At 64.9% G+C, this 17745-nt stretch carries 21 protein-coding genes and 1 pseudogene; 7 read left to right on the plus strand and 15 right to left on the minus strand.

Annotated elements, in window-relative coordinates; all coding sequences use genetic code 11:
- Window positions 1-29: 29 nt before the first annotated feature.
- From AC0ZT5_RS06230 to AC0ZT5_RS06250, 5 genes are all read right to left on the minus strand, one after another.
- Window positions 30-2489, minus strand: coding sequence for a phage tail protein (locus tag AC0ZT5_RS06230; protein WP_488495705.1), 2460 nt, complete (start codon window positions 2487-2489; stop codon window positions 30-32).
- Window positions 2489-3109, minus strand: coding sequence for a phage connector family protein (locus tag AC0ZT5_RS06235; protein ID WP_488495706.1), 621 nt, complete (start codon window positions 3107-3109; stop codon window positions 2489-2491). The genes AC0ZT5_RS06230 and AC0ZT5_RS06235 overlap by 1 nt, the downstream gene beginning before the upstream one ends.
- 307 nt (window positions 3110-3416) lie before the next feature.
- Window positions 3417-4406, minus strand: coding sequence for a Coat protein (locus AC0ZT5_RS06240; protein ID WP_488495707.1), 990 nt, complete (start codon window positions 4404-4406; stop codon window positions 3417-3419).
- Between the two features lie 42 nt (window positions 4407-4448).
- Window positions 4449-5360 (minus strand): hypothetical protein, encoded by a 912-nt coding sequence (locus AC0ZT5_RS06245; RefSeq protein WP_488495708.1) that lies wholly within the window; start codon window positions 5358-5360, stop codon window positions 4449-4451.
- Between the two features lie 212 nt (window positions 5361-5572).
- The gene (locus tag AC0ZT5_RS06250; protein ID WP_488495709.1) at window positions 5573-6145 is read right to left on the minus strand and encodes a hypothetical protein; all 573 of its coding nucleotides are present in this window, start codon (window positions 6143-6145) and stop codon (window positions 5573-5575) included.
- A 387-nt stretch (window positions 6146-6532) separates the two neighbouring features.
- Here AC0ZT5_RS06250 and AC0ZT5_RS06255 point away from each other — a divergent pair, with 387 nt between their 5' ends.
- A complete protein-coding gene (locus AC0ZT5_RS06255) occupies window positions 6533-6853 on the plus strand; it encodes a YMGG-like glycine zipper-containing protein (RefSeq protein ID WP_095091384.1) in 321 nt (106 codons plus the stop codon).
- Between the two features lie 167 nt (window positions 6854-7020).
- Here AC0ZT5_RS06255 and AC0ZT5_RS06260 read toward each other — a convergent pair whose 3' ends face one another.
- Together AC0ZT5_RS06260 and AC0ZT5_RS06265 are read right to left on the minus strand one after the other, a co-directional pair.
- Window positions 7021-7344, minus strand: a complete 324-nt coding sequence (locus AC0ZT5_RS06260) for a Bbp19 family protein (RefSeq protein ID WP_488495710.1) — start codon at window positions 7342-7344, stop codon at window positions 7021-7023.
- Window positions 7341-9128 (minus strand): portal protein, encoded by a 1788-nt coding sequence (locus AC0ZT5_RS06265; RefSeq protein WP_488495711.1) that lies wholly within the window; start codon window positions 9126-9128, stop codon window positions 7341-7343. Before AC0ZT5_RS06265 ends, AC0ZT5_RS06260 begins: the two co-directional genes overlap by 4 nt.
- A gap of 154 nt (window positions 9129-9282) precedes the next feature.
- Between AC0ZT5_RS06265 and AC0ZT5_RS06270 the strand changes: the two genes are divergently transcribed.
- Window positions 9283-9900, plus strand: coding sequence for a class I SAM-dependent methyltransferase (locus AC0ZT5_RS06270; protein WP_477286554.1), 618 nt, complete (start codon window positions 9283-9285; stop codon window positions 9898-9900).
- A 300-nt stretch (window positions 9901-10200) separates the two neighbouring features.
- On the opposite strand, the gene AC0ZT5_RS06275 is transcribed toward AC0ZT5_RS06270, so the two are convergent.
- Entirely contained in the window at window positions 10201-10326 is a 126-nt protein-coding gene (locus AC0ZT5_RS06275; protein ID WP_379103800.1) for a hypothetical protein, read from the minus strand.
- The gene (locus AC0ZT5_RS06280; RefSeq protein WP_488495712.1) at window positions 10295-10861 is read right to left on the minus strand and encodes a hypothetical protein; all 567 of its coding nucleotides are present in this window, start codon (window positions 10859-10861) and stop codon (window positions 10295-10297) included. Before AC0ZT5_RS06280 ends, AC0ZT5_RS06275 begins: the two co-directional genes overlap by 32 nt.
- 139 nt (window positions 10862-11000) lie before the next feature.
- On the opposite strand from AC0ZT5_RS06280, the gene AC0ZT5_RS06285 reads away from it, so the two are divergent.
- Window positions 11001-11372 carry a nuclear transport factor 2 family protein gene (locus tag AC0ZT5_RS06285; protein WP_477286550.1) on the plus strand — a complete coding sequence of 124 codons (372 nt, stop codon included), beginning with the start codon at window positions 11001-11003 and terminating at the stop codon, window positions 11370-11372.
- A 261-nt stretch (window positions 11373-11633) separates the two neighbouring features.
- Here the strand turns inward: AC0ZT5_RS06285 and AC0ZT5_RS06290 are convergent, their stop codons facing one another.
- From AC0ZT5_RS06290 to AC0ZT5_RS06305, 4 genes and pseudogenes are all read right to left on the minus strand, one after another.
- Window positions 11634-12389, minus strand: a complete 756-nt coding sequence (locus AC0ZT5_RS06290) for a phage terminase large subunit family protein (protein WP_488495713.1) — start codon at window positions 12387-12389, stop codon at window positions 11634-11636.
- 273 nt (window positions 12390-12662) lie between these two features.
- Window positions 12663-13307 (minus strand): annotated as a pseudogene (locus AC0ZT5_RS06295) (terminase large subunit domain-containing protein); the annotation flags it as partial.
- Complete coding sequence (locus AC0ZT5_RS06300) at window positions 13267-13668, minus strand: hypothetical protein (protein WP_488495714.1); 402 nt, start codon at window positions 13666-13668, stop codon at window positions 13267-13269. The pseudogene AC0ZT5_RS06295 and the gene AC0ZT5_RS06300, both read right to left, overlap by 41 nt.
- Complete coding sequence (locus tag AC0ZT5_RS06305; protein ID WP_488495715.1) at window positions 13661-14155, minus strand: hypothetical protein; 495 nt, start codon at window positions 14153-14155, stop codon at window positions 13661-13663. Before AC0ZT5_RS06305 ends, AC0ZT5_RS06300 begins: the two co-directional genes overlap by 8 nt.
- Before the next feature lie 488 nt (window positions 14156-14643).
- On the opposite strand from AC0ZT5_RS06305, the gene AC0ZT5_RS06310 reads away from it, so the two are divergent.
- From AC0ZT5_RS06310 to AC0ZT5_RS06320, 3 genes are all read left to right on the plus strand, one after another.
- Window positions 14644-14913 (plus strand): hypothetical protein, encoded by a 270-nt coding sequence (locus AC0ZT5_RS06310; protein WP_477301768.1) that lies wholly within the window; start codon window positions 14644-14646, stop codon window positions 14911-14913.
- Between the two features lie 116 nt (window positions 14914-15029).
- Window positions 15030-15335: a hypothetical protein gene (locus AC0ZT5_RS06315; RefSeq protein ID WP_095091377.1), complete on the plus strand. Its 306-nt coding sequence runs from the start codon at window positions 15030-15032 to the stop codon at window positions 15333-15335.
- Window positions 15336-15531: 196 nt separating this feature from the next.
- Entirely contained in the window at window positions 15532-15885 is a 354-nt protein-coding gene (locus AC0ZT5_RS06320) for a hypothetical protein (protein ID WP_488495716.1), read from the plus strand.
- A 108-nt stretch (window positions 15886-15993) separates the two neighbouring features.
- Here AC0ZT5_RS06320 and AC0ZT5_RS06325 read toward each other — a convergent pair whose 3' ends face one another.
- Together AC0ZT5_RS06325 and AC0ZT5_RS06330 are read right to left on the minus strand one after the other, a co-directional pair.
- On the minus strand, window positions 15994-16431 hold the full coding sequence (locus tag AC0ZT5_RS06325) for a VOC family protein (protein ID WP_488495717.1): 438 nt from the start codon (window positions 16429-16431) through the stop codon (window positions 15994-15996).
- Window positions 16432-16497: 66 nt separating this feature from the next.
- Entirely contained in the window at window positions 16498-16971 is a 474-nt protein-coding gene (locus AC0ZT5_RS06330) for a DoxX family protein (protein ID WP_488495718.1), read from the minus strand.
- Between the two features lie 555 nt (window positions 16972-17526).
- Here AC0ZT5_RS06330 and AC0ZT5_RS06335 point away from each other — a divergent pair.
- The gene (locus AC0ZT5_RS06335) at window positions 17527-17706 is read left to right on the plus strand and encodes a DUF3606 domain-containing protein (RefSeq protein WP_024501602.1); all 180 of its coding nucleotides are present in this window, start codon (window positions 17527-17529) and stop codon (window positions 17704-17706) included.
- Window positions 17707-17745: the final 39 nt, after the last annotated feature.

Raw genomic sequence — 17745 nt, forward strand, 5'->3', positions numbered from 1 at the left:
GAGGGGGGTGGGCGGGAATGAGACGTTGGCTAAGGCTCCGCGTCGAACACCGGCGTGAAAGCGCGGATGGTGCAGGGTGTCGGGTTGACGTGGCGGATCCTCATCCTTCCCTGCCCTTCCCAGCTGTCGTCGATCGGCACCTCGACATTGCCGGTGAACAGCGTTGCCCCGCCATCCGGCGCGACGATCGAGGGCATGCGCACCGGCTCCCAGCGGCCGCGCATGAGGGACTGCACTTCGAGCCCCGTGGTGTCGGTCTCGAGCAGCGACAGGATCACTTTCGCCACCTTCTTGCGGCGGCCGATGATCGAGCCGTCGCGGCCCCCGACATCGAGCTCCAGCGTGTCGGCGCCCGCCGCATAGGCGAGGCCGAGCTGCCATTTGGCGGATGCGGCCGACCCCGGCGGCAAGGTCACGGTGCCACCGCTGCTGACGGTCAGGCCGCGATAGACCTTTGCGCCGGCCAGCACGTCGACGGACTGGCCCGCCAGGTGCAGCGCGCCGCCCACCGTGGTCACTGCCGCCCCGGAGTAGGTGAGGCCGCAATCGACCTCGAAGGCGTCTGCTGTCGCGCCATATTCGAAGGGCGCGGTCTTGATCTCGATGAAGCGCCTGGTGGCGCCGCCAATGGTGCGCTTGACGACCAGCCAGAGATCGTCGTTGCCGTTCTGGCCGGGCGTCACCACAGCACTTTCGACAACCGCCCGGCCCAATCCGCCGAAATCGCCGCCCAGGCGATGCCTGTGCATGCCCCTGACATCCTGCGATGGCTGATGGGTGTAACCGCCAAGCTCGCCATTGCCGAGCGGGAACCACAGCAGGGGATCGGGGTCGGTCTGGAAGGCCAGTTCGACCACGCCAAGCTTCGGGATATGCTCGGAGATCTGGCCGACATCATCGGAGGTGAAACGGCTCTGCGCGGTCTGCGTCAGCTCGGCGATCGATTTGCGCGAGCGAGTGACATAAAGGAACGACTGGCCGGCATCGACCGGGCGGATGCGGGCGCAGCCGAAGGTGCGCGAACGCCGGTTCTTGAACGAGGTCGGCGTCAGCGCCTCGTCGATGCCCGAGCCCGACAGGGCACGCACGCCGCCCGACGTACCGATCAGCAGCGCGCCGTCGGACTCGGCGATCCAGACGATGTCGTTGGCCTGGCCGCCGCCGGCCTGCACGAACTCCAGCGCGTCGTCGTCCTTCTCGCCGAGCGCGAAATTGTCGAAATCGCCGGTGGCCGAGGCATAGACCGAGAATTTCCGGCTGAAGGCCAGGCGCTCCTCGTAGAGCGAGCCCGACTGGACGTATTTGCCGGGAACGAAGGTGCCGAGCCGCCAGCGGGTGATCGGGCCGAGGTCCGGCAGAGCAAACCCATAGAGCTGGATAGTGACCACTGTGGGGCTGGTGCGGGCGATGATCTTGGCCCAGCGCCAGCGCCCGTCCGAGCCGAACAGGCGGACAGCGCGGCCGACATCGCTGGTCTGGAACCCGGCGCCGCCATTGATGCCGACGGCCGAGGAAGCCGTCAGGTTGAACGGCGTCTGGCTGGCGGCGGCGCGATTGAAGGTCAGTTCGGCGAAGTCGACATCGGTGGCGCCGTCGATCGCCTTCCAGGTGAAGCGATGGTATTCAAATCCGGTCTTGTTGACGAACTCGTAGAAGCGGGTTTCACCGGCGTTCCAGGCAATCTCGCTGGTCCGGGTGTCGAGCGCCACCCATGTCGTGCCGTTGTTCGACCCTTCGAGCACCCAGTTCGTCGGCGTCCTGTCCTGGGTGCCGCCCGAGCGCGCGGTCAGCGTGTAGTTTTCGACGATGACCTGCGCGCCGCCGGCCGTGCGGTAGGTGACGGAACCGGTATCGCCGACAGTGCCGACGTGGCTGACGCTGTCCTTGTCGAACACTTTCCACGCGTCCACGGACCCGCCGAAGCCGGACACCGTGCCGCTTGGCGCGGTGTTGGATGTCATCGGCGGCGTCAGCGAACCGTAGTCGGACGGGACCAGCGTCGTCGCCGTGGCATTGATCGGGTCATAGGGACCGTCGAGAAACTGGTAGTCGCTCAGGGCCCATGCGGTGTGCGCGGTGCGCGTCAGCACCTTGGTCGGGTAGGTCTCATGGGTGATCCACATCTGGTCCGCGGATTGCACGAACTGGAGGTTGAACAGGTCGGCCTCGAGATACGGCGTCACCACCTCGACCGTGCCGACGCGGGCGCCGTAGGCATAGACGCGGATGTAGAGGTCGCCGAATTCGAGCGCGTAGGCCTGGTTGGCCGAGAAGATGAAGGGGATCAGCCGCGTCTTCTTCGTCGAAATCTTCACCTCGCCGGCAAAGTAGGTGCCGCCGCGCTTGCGGATGCCGCCATGCGGCAGCGTGACGAAGTTCTCGCATTTGGCCAATGCCGCCCGATAGAAATCGAGCGAGGCGCGTGCGTGAAGGCGCGGCGAAATCTCGCCACGGGTGAAGACGTCCTGGACCGGATAGAGCGCCGTCATCAGCGCGAGATCCTGCTGTCGCCGGGCGCAACCCTGTTGTCGCCGCGTTGGTTTGCCCACGACGCTGTGTATGACCGGCCGCCGCGCTGGATGGCGCTGGCGTTGAGTGCGGCGTCAAGCGCCCGGTCGTAGGCCAAGCGGGCAATGTCGATCATGCCCGACTTGTGGGTCAGCGGATGCGCGACCTTGATGGCGAGTGCGGCCACCAGCACTTCGGTGAACAGCGCGTCCCAGTCGTTCGGATCGGTGAGGTTGGCGACATAGCGGATCAGCAGCGGCCCCGGCTGGTCGCTGTAGATCAGGTCGGCCTCCTGCCGCCACGACACCGGCGTGCCATCCGGTTCGCCATTGCGGGTCGGCGGCAGCGGCCGCAGGCAGTCGGCCGGCAACTCGTAGGCGAAGTTCAAGCTGAACGCGTCGCCGCCGATGTCCGAGCCCGCGATCGCGGCGCGCAGGATCGCGAACACCCAGGCATATTTGGTCAGCTCCGCCTCCCGCGTCAGGTCGAAATGCAGGTTGATGAGGCGTGCCGCCTTGACGTCCTGGTCGAGACTGTCGATCGGCGCCTCGTCGAGCACGGCAAGCGCCATGTTGGCGATGTCGAGCGGGTTGATGGCCATGGGTCAGGCCTCCGTGAGCGGGTTGATGGGGATATCTTCGAGCACGAAAAAAGCCGCTGTGAAGCGGCTTGGGGATTGGATGAGAGATCGCGCTCTACGGCGCCCCCCTCTGGCCTGCCGGCCATCTCCCCCACGGATGGGAGATCGGATGTCACGCCGGCCTTCGCCAATCTCAAACGTTGAAGAAGAGGCCCGGAAACTGCCAATCTCCCCACTTGAGGGGGAGATGGCCGGCAGGCCAGAGGGGGGCGCGACGGGAACGCAGCTTTGGAAAGGAGCGGGCGCAACGCCCCCGCCCCTCGCCCGATCAGGCCTCTGTGGTCTTCAGCGCGATAAACGTCATCGCCTTGACGCTCGACGCGGTGCGGTCCCAGTTGGCCGCCAGCGCGAGTTCCGCATCGGTGGCGAATTCGCCGGCCGAGGAGGCGTCGAGGAAGCGGGTGCCGGGAACATGCGGCACGAAATGCCTTCGGCCGACCATTTCGGTGACGCCGCCGCCATGGCCCTGGCGCGGCTTGCGGTCGAACTCCAGCGGCCCGCCTTCGGTGTTCACCGGCAGCTCGTTCCACAGGATCGCCTTGTCCTTGAACATGAACGCGGTGTAGACGCCCGCCGTCACCGGAATGTCATCGTCGACGACGGCGCGCAGCCCCATGTAATAGGGGATCAGCGGCCCGCCCTGCTGCGACGACGGCACATAGTCGATGAGGTCGGCGAGCTTCAGCGCCTTCATCTGCTTGGAGTGCATCCAGATCGTCTTGAACTTGTCGGCGCGGTCGCCCATCAGATAGGCGGCCTCGATGATGTCGGTGTCGACAATGGAGGCGCCGGTGGTGCGCACCAGATCGCTGCCGTCATTGGCGATGTTGTCGGCGACGACGCCTTTCAGGATGCCGAGCAAGGTCAGCTTGTTGGCGCGCTGCCAGTACTCGGTCTGCCGCTTGACGATCAGCTTCTGCGGATCGTCACCGGCCAGGATCGAGGTCAGGTCCGGAACGCCCCACGCCTGGGCACGGATATTGCGGGCGGCGACCTCGCGACGCGAGCCGATCTTCTTCATCTCGATCGAATCGGCCGGATCGTCGTTGACCGGCTCGGACGGGTCGTTGCCGAGATCTTTCCAGCCGGGCATGTCGACCGAGCGGCCACCCATCGACAGTTTCGAGGCGATGGCCGGGTCGGAAAACAGGATTCCGGCCTGGTAGATTTCGAGCGACTGGACATGTTCCTCGAACGCATATTGCGCATAGACGGACGGCACAATCGCGTCCGCGATACGGGTGTAGGCATCTGCCATTTTTCTCTTCCTTTTTCGTTGGTTAGCGGTGATCTCTCAAAGTCAGCGAGGATTATTCGGCATCCACCGATCCGGGTCCTCACCGGCTTCGCGGGCCAGCCTCCGGGCACGGGCGGGGTCGCTTTTGACGAGGGCTGAAATCGCCGAGATGTTGCGTTCGCCGGCGGCGTTGCGCTTGAACGGATTGCCTCCGCTGAAAGCAGCACCGCCGTCGATCGTGTCTTCCGTGAACATCGCCTCGCCGATGGCGTGGAACGCCTTGGCGATCTGCGGATCGGTCAAGGCCCCGTCAGGCAGAAGGATGCCCTTCGCCTTGTAGGCGTCGACCAGGCCGAGCTTCTTCATCGCACGGTTGGCGACCTCGATCTTCCGGCGAAAGCCGTCGCTGTCGGTCGGCCCCCAATCCCTGACAAGGTCGTCATGAGTGGCCTCGACCGAGCGGGCGAGCGCGATCTCCTGTGCTTTTGCCTGCTCGGCCATGTAGCCGACGAACTTGTCGTGATAGGCCTGCGCGGTGTTCGGCGAGGCCTCGGCTTCGACCGCCCAGGCCTTGGAGGCCTGGGCGAGTTCGTCCGAATAGGCGAAGTTTTCCGGCAACCCTTCCGGGCGCCGGTACTCGACCTTTTCGGACGAGGTGACCGGACGCATCGCCTCGGGCAGCCGGGCATGGAACTTCTCCCAGTCTTCCCGTGGTGCGTCCGGGGCGGGAACGCGCAGGCTCTCACCCTGCTGCCGTTCCAGCTCCGCATAGGATGTGAAAACCCGATCGAGGCTTTCAAGCTTGGTCCAGCCCTTGGTTTCAGCGAGCTTGCGGTTGCCTTCGGAAAGACCGTCAAACCAACTTTGGGCGACAGGCGCGGCGGACCCGTTGTCCGCACCAGCCGGTGACTGTGCCGGGTTGCCCGCCGGCTGCGCACGCGCCGCCACGGACCCGGCGTCTGCCAGATCTGTCATCTGAGATTTCCTTCTTTTCTCCTTCTCCCCCTGTGGGAGAAGATGGATCGGCGCGCAGCGCCGGGACGGTTGAGGGTGCTGGACGGAGTGGTGGACGTCGGCTGCCTGACGCCGCGCATCTGGTTTGGACGAAGGCGTTGCCAAGCTGGAACACCCCTCATCCGACCGAGCTTCGCTCGGCCACCTTCTCCCACAGGGGGAGAAGGGAAGACCTAGACGTTGTCGCCCCAGTTCTCCCACAGCACCGTAATCGTGCCGGTCACCGCGATCGTCCCGTCGGCGTCGATATCGGTGCCCGTGGCGAAGGCCAGGTTGAGATAGAGATCGACTGGCGTGACGGTGCCATCCAGCGTCGCTGCGGCGGCAATGTCGGCGGTCGAGGCGGTGGAGGGTGCCGCACCGGCGCCGTCGAGCGTGCGGGCGGTGGAGGCGAGCACATTGACCATGGTCGAGGCCAGCGTCGCGCTCGATGCCGGCGCCGAGCCGAGCGACCAGGTGAGGGCCGCATTGTCGTTGATGGTCGCCGCGCGGGCCGTCAGCACGGCGAACTGCAATCTTGCCGTGCCGCCCTTGATGCGCACCTTGCCGTCGGTGAAATCAAAAATCTTCTGGCTGGCATAGGCTAGCGCGTCGGTGACCGGCACCGGCATGGCACTGAACGAAAAGACGGTGCGGAAGGCGCCGCCCTGCCCTGTGGTGACGGCCTTCAGGCCGGCTTTCGGCGGGGCAAGGCCGGCCTCGCGGGCGGCGGCGCGAACAAGTGTGCGGGGAAGACCTCGGGTCATTGGTATGTCTCCATTGTTTGAGTGAGGAGTGGTGCGCGCAGCGCATGGAAGCCAATTGCTTGGCTTTCCAAACGACGAACGGTGAAAGTCCGGTCTGCCTTCGGGCGGATTGAAAGGTCCCGTGGACCTTTCAAAGGACTTGAACGCCCGAAGGGCTGGGAGCGATAGCGAAGGGCTCGGCGCAGCCAGGCCGAACCGGCAAAGGCTGAATCATTCTGACAAGGATCGGCGCTACCGCCTTGTTCGCATGAGGTGTTTTTCGGGCCCCGGTCCATCAACGCCCGAGAAACCCTGTCTTATATCGTGAGGCCTGGTGCCCCCGTTCCGCCGCAATGCGGCGGCACGTGGCGAGCCATAGGGATTTCAGGCATTCAAGGGAGACTTCTTATGAACTTTCACAAAGCCATTGCCGCCGTGCTGATGACCGCAGCACTTGCCGGCTGCGCACAGACCGAAGGCCAGCAGAGAGCCGGAACCGGCGCGCTGATCGGCGGCGCCGGCGGCGCCCTCGTCGGCCAGGCCATTGGCGGCAACACCAAGAGCACGGTCATCGGCGCGGCCAGCGGCGCCCTGCTCGGCGCGGTCGTCGGCTCAGCCACCACCCCGCAGCCGCAGCGCCGCGGCGAACAGATGTGCCGCTACCAGGACCGCGACGGCCGCATCTACACCGCGCCCTGCGACGACCGGTATTATAACGGCGACTATTGAGGCACCGGCGCGCTGGTCTTCCCTTCTCCCCTTGAGGGAGAAGGTGGCCGCGCAGCGGTCGAATGAGGGGTGTACCAGAAAACACCAACGTTTCACTCCGTCCAGCACCCCTCATCCGTCTCGGCGCTGCGCGCCGATCCACTTTCTCCCACAAGGAGAGAAGGGAATTACCTCTCCTCCGCCCGCGCCGCTTTCTCCAGCGCCAGCAGCTGCGCCTCGTCCAGCGTCAGAAATCCCATGATGTGCTGCACCACCTCGGCCCGTGCATTGCTGAGCGCGCTGTGCAGTTCGAAGCCGTTGGGCGTGCGGGTCCGCGCCATCCACTCGCCATAGGAAGGGCGCCTGTAGTAGCCGACCGTCGCCGCGAGGTCGGCCAGCACCATCTCGCCGTCCGCGCCGGAAAACACCCTGAGATACGCCCTGGTCAGCGCCTCGCGTGCCTTGGTTGGGCCGCCGACCTGCGCGGAATGGGCGAAGCGTTTGTGTCTCATGCGCCGCCACCCGCCGCGTCCGGACCAGTCGCCGCTCCCGATGTTCCCTGCACACCTTTGCCAGCCGGCCCGGCCTGACCCTGCAGCATGCCTTGCAACCCGTCGAGCAAACCGCTGTCGCGTGCCTGGACGGCCGCCGGCACGGCATCCTTGGCCGCCTTGCCGGCGGCGGCGATCGCCGCCATGCCGGCCTGGGCCTGGCTTGCCTTGGCGCGGGCGTCGCGCAGGCTGTCGACCTCTTGCCTGCGGCGGAAAATACGCTGCGGGCTGCGGCCGGCGCCCTGCACGATCTTGATCGCCTCGTCGCTGTCGATGTTGTCCATCACGCCGGGATCGAACTGTGCCATCTGCATGGCCGTCGTCACCACCTGGATGGTGTCGCGCGCCTCGGCCGAGCGGCGCAGCACGTCGAGCGGGCCGGTGAAGGTCGGCCGCACCGCCTTGCCGGCGAGGCTCGCCGGCGGCAGGAAGCGGCTGTCCTCGTCATAGAGCCCCTTGTCCTCCAAAATGCCGAGCTCGCGGTCGAGATTGGTGGCAAAGCCGGCCTGGATGATCGAGCCGGAGGGGCCGAGCAGCGCGCCTTTTTCTTCCTGGCGGATCAGCGCTTCGGTGGCGGTCATCTGCGGGTTCTGCACCAGCGTCTGGAACAGATTGACGAACATCATGTCGCGGATCTCGTCGGCGCGGCTCTGCGCGTAGTTGAAGGCATAGGTCGGGTTCTGCCCGGTCGAGATCGGCGCGATCAGCGGCCTGCCATTGTCGTCGATCAGGCCGGGATAATTCTCGCCGGGATTGAGCACCGGCACATAGTCGAGCCTGGCTTTCGAGGCGGTGGCCGGATCGGTGATCTGCTGCAGCGCGCGCAAGCCCGACCGGCGCACGGCGTTTTCCTCGCGCACGGTCGTCAGCGCCTCGATGGTCGGCGAGACGCCGTACGGGTCGCCCTCATAGCGGCGCCAGTTGAAGGTCGACACCGGAAAGGTGCGGAAGCCGCTTTCCCTGACGATCTCCTCCTCGTCCTCGATGACATGGTAGGAGGCAAAGGCGGTGTCGAGATACTGGGTGTGGCCGCCCAGCCGATACATCTTGCGCTCGTCGCGCGGCTGGATGCACTGGACCAGCGAAATCTTCGTCTCGCATTTGGCAGGATCGTCGACCAGCACCTTGATGCGCGCCGGCAGCTTTTCATAGCCGAGCAGTTGTGCGGCCTGCCGCGCCGTGCGCTCGTAGCGGCGGTGAAAGATGTCGACCTGGCCCCAGCGGTTGCGGCTGAGATACCCCTCGACCACCGGAATCGAGGCATAGCGGATCAGCGTCGAGCCGAACCCTTCCTCGGCATAGAGATAGGCCGGGCCATAGCGCACGACATTGCGCAGGCAGGCCTGTGTCGCCGGCACGAAGTTCGAATTGGCGGAGTAGCGCAGCGAAAACAGGAAATCGCGCAGGGATTCCGCCCACTCCTTTTCCTCGTCGGTCTCCTCGTCGTTCATTTCGGCGGTCGACAGGCCGTGCCATTTTTCCGACTGCGGAATGATCAGGCTTTCCAGCCCGGCAGCGAGCCGGTTGGCGGCCGAGTTGATGGTGTTGGCGTAGACCCGCGCGCCCCGCCGCTCCTGCCGCTCGGCCTGCGAGTCCGCCCCACCCCTACGGCCGCCGCCCCATATGTCGGGCGCGTCGGGATCGCAGAACTCCGCCACCTGCTCCCACACCGCCTCATACTGGCTGCGCTCGCTCTCGAGCTCGGACTGGCGGGACAGGATATCGCGGGCACGGGAATCGGTCATGGGATGTCTCACTTGTTTGGCGCTGCGGGGCTGCCGATTGATTGGAAATGCAGAGGGGGTGTGAAGGATCGCCAGCCTCTCAATCGCCCCTGTCATCTTTTGCCCACCTGGCGGTGCTACGAGCTTGTCGCGGCGGGTTTTGGAGGAGGTCGATGTGACGACGACAAGCCTTGCCGGCACCCTGAAGAACCGCGGCAAACAGGTGGCGAAACGGCTGCTTGGTTATGATTCCCGCAACTGGCTGCGCATCCGCCAGATCGAAGCGTTCACCGTCTTCCTCGAAGCCGGAAACCGCAAAGCCGCCGACGTGATCGAGATCTCGCCCGGCTGGAACCGCACCTGGCGGGCGATGTGCCCCAACTACCGCTGCGTCGATTTCCCCGCCTTCGACATCTGCAAGGATCGCACCGACGAGCAATATTCGATCGTCATCGCCGACCAGGTGCTGGAACATGTGCAGCGGCCGCAGGCGGCGGTGCAGAACATCCACGCCATGACGCGGTCCGGCGGCTGGGCGATGGTGGCGACACCCTTCCTGTTCCGGGTCCATGCCAGGCCGCACGACTACAACCGTTGGACCCCCGCCGGCCTGAAGCAATTGATGGTCGAGGGCGGCTTTTCCGAAGCCAACGTCAAGGTCCACGGCTGGGGCAACAAGGCCTGCGCCAGGGCCCACATCGGCGGCCCCGTCCGCGCCTACGGCCTGTGGCGCGATCTCAGCAACGACGAGGAATACCCGCTGATGGTGTGGGCCTTCGCGAAGAAGGGGTGAGAGGTGCGCGCCTTCCCTTCTCCCCTTGTGGGAGAAGGTGGATCGGCGCGACAGCGCCGAGACGGATGAGGGGTGCTGGAAGAAATGAGGTGTGAAAAATAAAATGATTTGAACCGCTTACTTCTTCAAGGAAGCGATCCTTCCAACACCCCTCATCCGACCGAGCTTCGCTCGGCCACCTTCTCCCACAAGGGGAGAAGGGAAGGACCCTTACCGCCGCTTCACCAGCCGTGCATGCCTTCGCCAATACCACCACGCCAGCACGCGCTTGCGAAAACTGCGCTTCATCGCGGTCATGGTCTAAAGCCCCAGCAACACGCGGCGCTGGCCGGTGAGGCTTGCCGGCGCGAGGTCGGTCTTGATGGTGCTCAGCGTTCCCTGGCGCTGCTCGAGCTCAGCCCGAAGCGCCGCCTCGCGCGCCTGCACGTCCTTGTCCTCGGCCGTCGGTGTCGGCAGCGGCTTCAGTTCCGGTGGTTTTTGAAACAGGCACATGGTTCCAGCCTTCCCTTGTCCAGTCATAGAGGAAAAAATCTTCGCCGTTCCTGCCGTAACCCGGCAGCAGGCAGCGTTGCGTGGCGCCGAGCCGGCCAAGCCAGCGCAGCGCCAGTTCATTGGCAGCCAGCGCCCGCGCCTCGACCCGCCAGGCGCCCCGCGCAGCCACCTGAGGCCCGAGCACGCTGTGAAAGAACACGGTGATCCCAGGCACGCAGCGCCTCATGCGGCGCGTGCCCCAGCTCCAGGCGATCCACAGCCCGCCGCGCTGTTCGGCAGCACCAAAGCCGGCCTCCGGATTGCCGTCGAGCTCGGCGACATAGGCAAACCCCTGCAGCGCCGTTAGCGCCAATAACGCCGGCGACCACTGGTCGAGCTGGCAGTCGATCTCGGCGCGGTCTTCGGGCCGCAGGTTGGCGGCGATGTAGGAGAGATCGCGCAGCGTGGCGGGGATGATGCGGAGGGTCATGAACTGGCCAGAACGATGGGGTGCGCATCCCGCTTTCGGGCGGAGTCTCGAAGGCCCGCGCACTTGACCGGCCCCGTCGCCAGTGACCTACTTCGGACATCGAACACGCAGGCTACCGACGACTGGAGGAGACGGGCGAATGGACATTCGAGCGACACTGACGGAGTTATGCGAGGCCTTCAACGCGCACGATCTCGATCGCATCATGGCGTTCTTTGCTGACGATTGCGTCCTGGAGATGCCGAGGGGGAGCAAGCCCTGGGGAACGCGTTGCGAGGGCAAACGCAACGTACGAGACGCGCTGGCGACACGCTTCGAAGGCTTGCCCGATGTCCACTACGGCAACGGCCAACATTTTGCCGATGCGGCCGCCGATACCGGCATCTCGAAATGGACCCTCACCGGCACCACCCGCGAGGGTATGAGAAAGGAAGTCCAGGGTTGCGACTTCTACACGTTTCGCGACGGCAAGGTGACCCGCAAGGATTCTTACTGGAAGATCGTGGAGTAACCCACGGGATCAATTCGAGACATCGCAGCTTTTCGAAGCGGCGGGAATGATACGGACGGCATAGCGGCCGAAGCCTCACCACTTCGTCATCCCAGGGCGAAGCAGGAGCGAAGCGACGTCGCGGAGACCCTGGGATCCATGCCGTGACCTCGGCCAACGCATGCAGCGGCGCAGAATTTCTGTGCCGTCGCGACGCTTGGAAGTCGCGGCATGGATCCTCGGGTCAAGCCCGAGGATGACGAAGCACGTGGCACTTCGCCCTCACCGAAAAGCCCCCAGCGGATCACTCTGCCCCGCCGGTCGTCTCGCCGCCCTGAATTCCGCCGGATCGACCACAGCCTCCCGCAGCATCATCACGCCATAACGGGTCGCCGCCATCAGATCGTCGCGCAGTTTTACAACCTGGCCGTCCCTGCGATGATAAAGCCGAAATTCCTCGAACCACGGCGCAAGCGTCGAAAACACCTTGAAGCGGCCGGATTGCATGCGGTCGAGCATCTCCATCAGCCCGGCCTCGACCGAGACGGAACCGTCGGGGAATTGCGCGTGGCGGGTCAGCATGTTCAGCCCGTGTGCTGAATACTGCCGGGCAAGCGCCACGCCCGCCCCTTCCAGCGTCTCGCGGCGGCCGTCGCGCGGCCATGCCCAGGGCAGCCATTCGCCCCATGGTTTCAGGGTCAGCGTCTGCATCGCCGGCGTCTGCTGCGAAGCGCGGCACGCCTTGGCGACATAGACGACGTCGGCCTCCGTATCCCAGGCAAGCTCGACCGCGGCCGACGGATGGTCCCAGCCGAAATCGAGCGCCCCGATGCGCGGCCAGTAGCGCGGCAACCGGAACGGCGCGCAGGCGATCAGTTCCTCGGCCACCGGAAAGATGCGGCCGGAGCCCAGCACCGGAATGCCCCGCGCGCGGGCCTCGCGCTCATGCGCCGGATAGGCGGCAACGATCGCAGCGCGCTCCTGGGGGGTGTAGTGCTCGGCATCGTCGATGGTCATGAAGGTGACGTGGCGGGTCATGGGTTTGCCTTTGAATCACCCTGCGAGGGGCCGACTGTATCGTGTTGTTAAGGCGTCGTTTTTCGGACTAGGCGCAACGATTCTTACCTTCTCCCCTTGTGGGAGAAGGTGGATCGACGCGCAGCGCCGAGACGGTTGAGGGGTGCTGGACGGAGCACCGTCATTACCAAGCTGGACACCCCCCATCCGACCGAGTTTCGCTCGGCCACCTTCTCCCACAGGGGGAGAAGGGAAGGCCAGGCATCACCCCTTCCCCATCCCCTCCACCTCTTCCGCCGACAAGAACAACAGCACCACATCCGACATGCCGAGCAGCGGCGTGAAGGTGACGATGGTGATGCCGCCGGTGGCGTTGGTGCGGGTCAGGCCTTCGGAATAGATGTCGAGCGGCGGTTCCTCGTCGAACCAGACGCCGTGCAGCGTCTCGCCCTGCCATTTCTCGCGGCCCTTCTCGAAGCTCTTGAACGACAGCACCGATTCATCGGCCTGCACGTCGCCGCCGCCGCCCCAGCGCACCACGACGCTGTCGAGCGCGCCCGGCGCGCCGCGCCCCATGATGGTCTGTACAAGTGCGTCGGCCGGGATCATGCCGGTGCCCCAGGCCGCCTGCTGCTGCGGCGGGCCGACCAGCACGCGCTGCGGGTTGTCGCGCGTGCCCTCGCCGGTCACGCCAGCCGCCCACAGCCGGACCGCGCCGTCAAAGACCTTGCCTTGCCACCACGAGGGGTAGCGGCCGGTCAGGTGCATCGCCCATTCGGCACCGCCGGCCCTGGTCTTGCCGAGCTGGTTGCCGGCCATGAACAGCCGTTCGCGGTTCTGCGCACCCGCGGCATGGAACTCCGCTTGCCGGGTATAGGGCCGGTAGGCGGCAAGCTGGTTAGTGCGGCGTCTGCGGTCCAGTTCCGACAGCAGCGCCAGATATTCCGTCTTCGCCGCCGAGCTCCTCGAGGAACGGCTTGAGGGCGGCTTCGAGGCCGCGGATACGGCTGCGGATCTCGTCATCGCTTAAGCCGTCCAGTTGGTTGATCGAAACATGTAAATCCTTGGGCAGCACCGAAAGCACGATCTTCAGATACTGGTCGGGCTTGTCGGCACGCACCTCGGCGATGACGCCGGCGCCATGGGTGCGGAAATCGGCGCGCACCGCGGCCAGGAAATCATCGCCCAGCGTCTTTTTCGCGCGCTTCGGCCGGCGTTTTGCGGCGGGCTTGGTGGCGGGCGTCGCGGTCCGGCTTTTCCGCGATGGGCGAGCCGGCCTAGCCGGCGGCTTGTCAGCCATGCTCGCCCCCTGCGGTCTCTGCAGTGGTCGTCCTGGATTTCGCCACCTTGGATTTTGATCGGGCGGATTTTTTCGTCGTGGATTTCGCCACTTTGGATTTCGACCGCGAGATGCGCTTGTGCGGCCTGCTGGCCGCGCGCACCGGTTTTGCCGGGCAGGCCTCCGCCTCTGTTGCGCTGGGCGGTATTGCCGCTTCCGAGCCCGCCGCGCCGGAACCCGCCGCGCCGGATCGGGCGGCAAGGCGCAGCCGCTTCCTCAGCCGTGCCGTCGCTGTCGCCCGGTCGCTGCTACCCAACGATCCCAAGCCAAACCCGAAGCCGCCGGCCGCATCGACCGGACCGCCGCGCACCATGCCGATCAGCACGCCGGGCGCGACCTGCTCGATACGGCCGAGACGGGCTTGCGGCGCCGGCCCCTCGAACTCCCCGATGGCGCTGACGACCTCGCGGCCGTCATCGTCGGTGATGATGGTGGCATAGCGGACCATGGGAGTTCTCGTGGGTTGCGGATGGGACGTCAGGGCAAAGGATGGCGTCCCCTTCACGCCCCCCTTTGTCCTGCCAACACGTCTGATCGAGCGCTTAAACAAAAAACCCGCCTCGGCGGCGGGTCGTTGGCGCAAATCAGCACCATGGACAAATATGTAGCATAGCTGCCCTCACCTCGTCAACGATTTTCTGAGAAAAAATTCCTATTCCGTTTTGCGACGCCACGCCGAGCAAGGTCCCGCGCAACGCCGAAGGGCCAGCCGGAAAACAAAAAACCCGCCTGCGCGGCGGGTCTGGAGGTCGTCGGCGCAAATCAGCACCATACCCAAATCAATAGCACGAATGCCTCACCGGACAAGCCGATCGGCATGCGAGTGGGCGGCAAGGGCCGGACTTTCGTGCCGGCTTTTCATAAGCCGACATCTGTGAGACCGTTAGCTAAAGCTCATGGAATGATTCGCGTCGTACGGCCTTGTGGGAGAGGGCGATGGACAGACCAACCATGGCATCCGTCTTCAGGGTGCGGCATGCGCCGGCCACGGTCTCGGGTGTGCGAAGCACCGGTCAGGGACAGGCGGATCCGATCATCCGCGTGCGCTCGCTCGGCGAGGCGATCCGCTTCGTCGCCCACGCCTACCCCCAATACGACATCAGCGCCGTCGCCATCGCCGCGGCAGATCCCTCGATCCCCCGCCTCGGGGGTCTGGAAGTGAAAGCGCTGTGGCGCGAATATGGCGAGCGCCTGACGCAGGAATAGGCATTTCCAGGCAGCCAGCTCTGTGATCTTTTGCGACCTCGACTACGCCCTGCCCTCACCGCCGGAGCGGAAACGCCGCTGGCGCGTTTTCGATCATAGCCACGGGAGCAATCGCCATGAACGTCGCCAATCTGCAACTCGAAGGCCTGCTGATGGCCGTCGCGTCGATCAACCACCTTCTGGTTCAAAAGGGGGTGCTGACGGCGGAGGAAATAGACCTGGCCTTGCGCAAGGCCGAGGCCGGCGAAATCAGCCAGGAGCGGTCCGAAGGCATGTCCGCGTCAAGCCGCGACGCCGTCAGCTTTCCGATACGGCTGCTGGAACTCGCCAACCAGTGCCAGCCGGAGGCGGACATGCCCTCCTTTTCGAAGCTCGCCCGCATGGTCGGCCAGATCAAGGAGCCCTACAACGACCAGATGTGACCCCTCCCGGTTGGCGAGGAGATTGGCGCGTCGCATGACGTAGATCATGTTAAGCGGCCCCCGATCCCGAGCGAGGTCGAACTTCCGGGCAAGCCAAACCTTTGGCCCAATATTATCCGTCGGCGCGATTGATCTAACGTCTTGCCGATGTCACTGAGTTTTGCTTGGTTGCAGCCTGTAAAATTTGGGGGGACATATGAGATTTGAATCGCGCCTTGGCGCCTCGCTTCTTGGCGCCGTCATGCTGGCCGGCTGCACAACACTCAGCGAGGGCGAGTTCAACAACGCCCAGGCCGTCCTCGGCGGCAGCCCGGCGATCAAGGCCAAAGTCATCAGGGAGTGCATTTCGGACCAGGCTAAACTGCCGCTGGCCGAGAGAAAGACCGTCGCCGAAGTCGTCAACGTCAGCCTGGAGCGCCAGCCGGCAACGACCTGCAATCGCCTTTGGAATGCCGTCGCCAGAGGACGCATAACCTATGCTGACTACCGCAATCTCTCGTCGCCATCGGCCGACAGCAGCAAGGTGATCAAGATCCTGCAAGGCCGCTAGCCGGCCTTCGCCGGCCAGGCTGCACCAATGGATGTCGCGCGCTTTAGCAACCTGGCTCGGGCCGCGCGATGCCTTGCCTACGCTCGGCCCGGCCATCCCGAATTGCGCTCAGCGGAGTTCTTGGGCGAGTCCGATGAGAAGCCCTTCAGGCCCGCGGATGTAGCAGAGCCGATACACGTCTTGATACTCGACCACTTCGCCTACGAGCTGCGCGCCGCGATTGCGGAGCCTTTCAAGCGTCTCGTCGATGTCGTCCACGGTGAACATGACGCGGAGGTAGCCCAGAGCGTTGACCGGGGCGTTGCGGTGATCCGCGACGACTGGCGGCGCGAGGAAGCGGGATAGCTCGAGCCGGCCATGGCCGTCCGGTGTGCGCATCATGGCAATCTCGACGCGCTGATCGCCCAGTCCAGTGACCCGTCCGGCCCATTCTCCTTCGATCGTGGCCCGCCCTTCGAGCTCGAGGCCGAGCTCGCGAAAGAAATCAATCGTCTGACCGAGGTCATCGACGACGATTCCTACGTTGTCCATCCGTTTGAGCGCCATGTGTTCCATCTCCAAGGTTTCGTCCAGGCCGTAAACTCAAAAGACTGCAGGGCTAGCGACTGGCGCCTACGCCCGGCCCGGCCATCCCGGATTCAGCGAGAGCACCCTGCCCGGGCCATGCACCGCCGCGAACAGCAGTCCCGCCATGAACGAAAAGTGGTCGATGAAGAAGCCGAACTCGGCCTGGTTGCCGGCCCAGTGGCTGGGTCCGTGGAAGGAAAAGCCGAGGAACAGCACATAGGCGGCGGCGACCAGGGCCGCCGGCGTGAAGAAGGCGCCGGTTAGGAAGCACACCACCAGCGCGGCTTCCAGCAGCGCCGCGCACCAGGCCAGGAACAGCGGAAACGGAAAGCCGGCGGCGGCGATGTAGCCGGCCGTGTCGCCTATGCCCATGAACTTGAAGGTCACGGCCATCAGGAAGACGCCGGCGAAGATCAGGCGGGCGATGAGAAGTGCCGCGGTCTGCCACGGTGCCTGAATGGTTTGCGACTGGGTGGATTGCGACTGAGTGGTTCGCGACTGAATGATTTGCGACGACATTGTCTTTTCTCCAGGATTGCAATGGGCTCCGGCCCAAGGACGCGCGACCGGCGCCAAATCCGACACGTCACGCAGATTTTTCTCGGGAATCCCTGATACAGGCGCCCTGCCCCGGGGCCAAGACGCCTCTAACCCGTTGAATCGACTGGTGCAGCGAAACCGATTTCACTTTACCGGCTGATGCTATAATGGCGCCCCACTCAAACGGGGAACAGGACATGGCCATGGCATTGACCATCGCTGCGCCGCAGCACCCCGGTGACGAGCGCCGCCTATGAGCAGGAATGCAGGGAGATGCTTGTCCCGCATCTCGAGGCGCTGCTCGACAAGATCGAGGCCGCAGGCTGGGACCGCCGACAGGCCGCGTCGGCGCTCATGTATCTCGCCGCCAAGCGCCTGACGCCCGCCTGATGCCACGGTAGCCAGGCCGGGGGGCACGGCGATATTGTCGTAGCCGTGGAACTCGCGACGGCCGATCCGTGTTATGTCCTGTTGATCGTGGAATCGGGCGCCGACGGCTGCGCGTTTCCACGGCAACAGAAAGCGAGGCCTGAAATGGCTGACGACAAGTCGAAGACAAAGCAGGACCGCAAGCTGGTTTCGAGCGAGGAGCCTTACGAGGTCGCTGCCTTTGCCCGGAAATACGGCATTCCGCCAAGCGAGGCGCAAACCATCATCAAGCGCTATGGGCCGTCGCGCAAGAAGCTCGATGCCCACATGGCGGCTCGCGGCTAGGTCCGATGGGATCGGGATGGGGCTTTGTCCTGGACGAAC

The organism is Mesorhizobium sp. CNPSo 4670 (genome assembly GCF_057784235.1).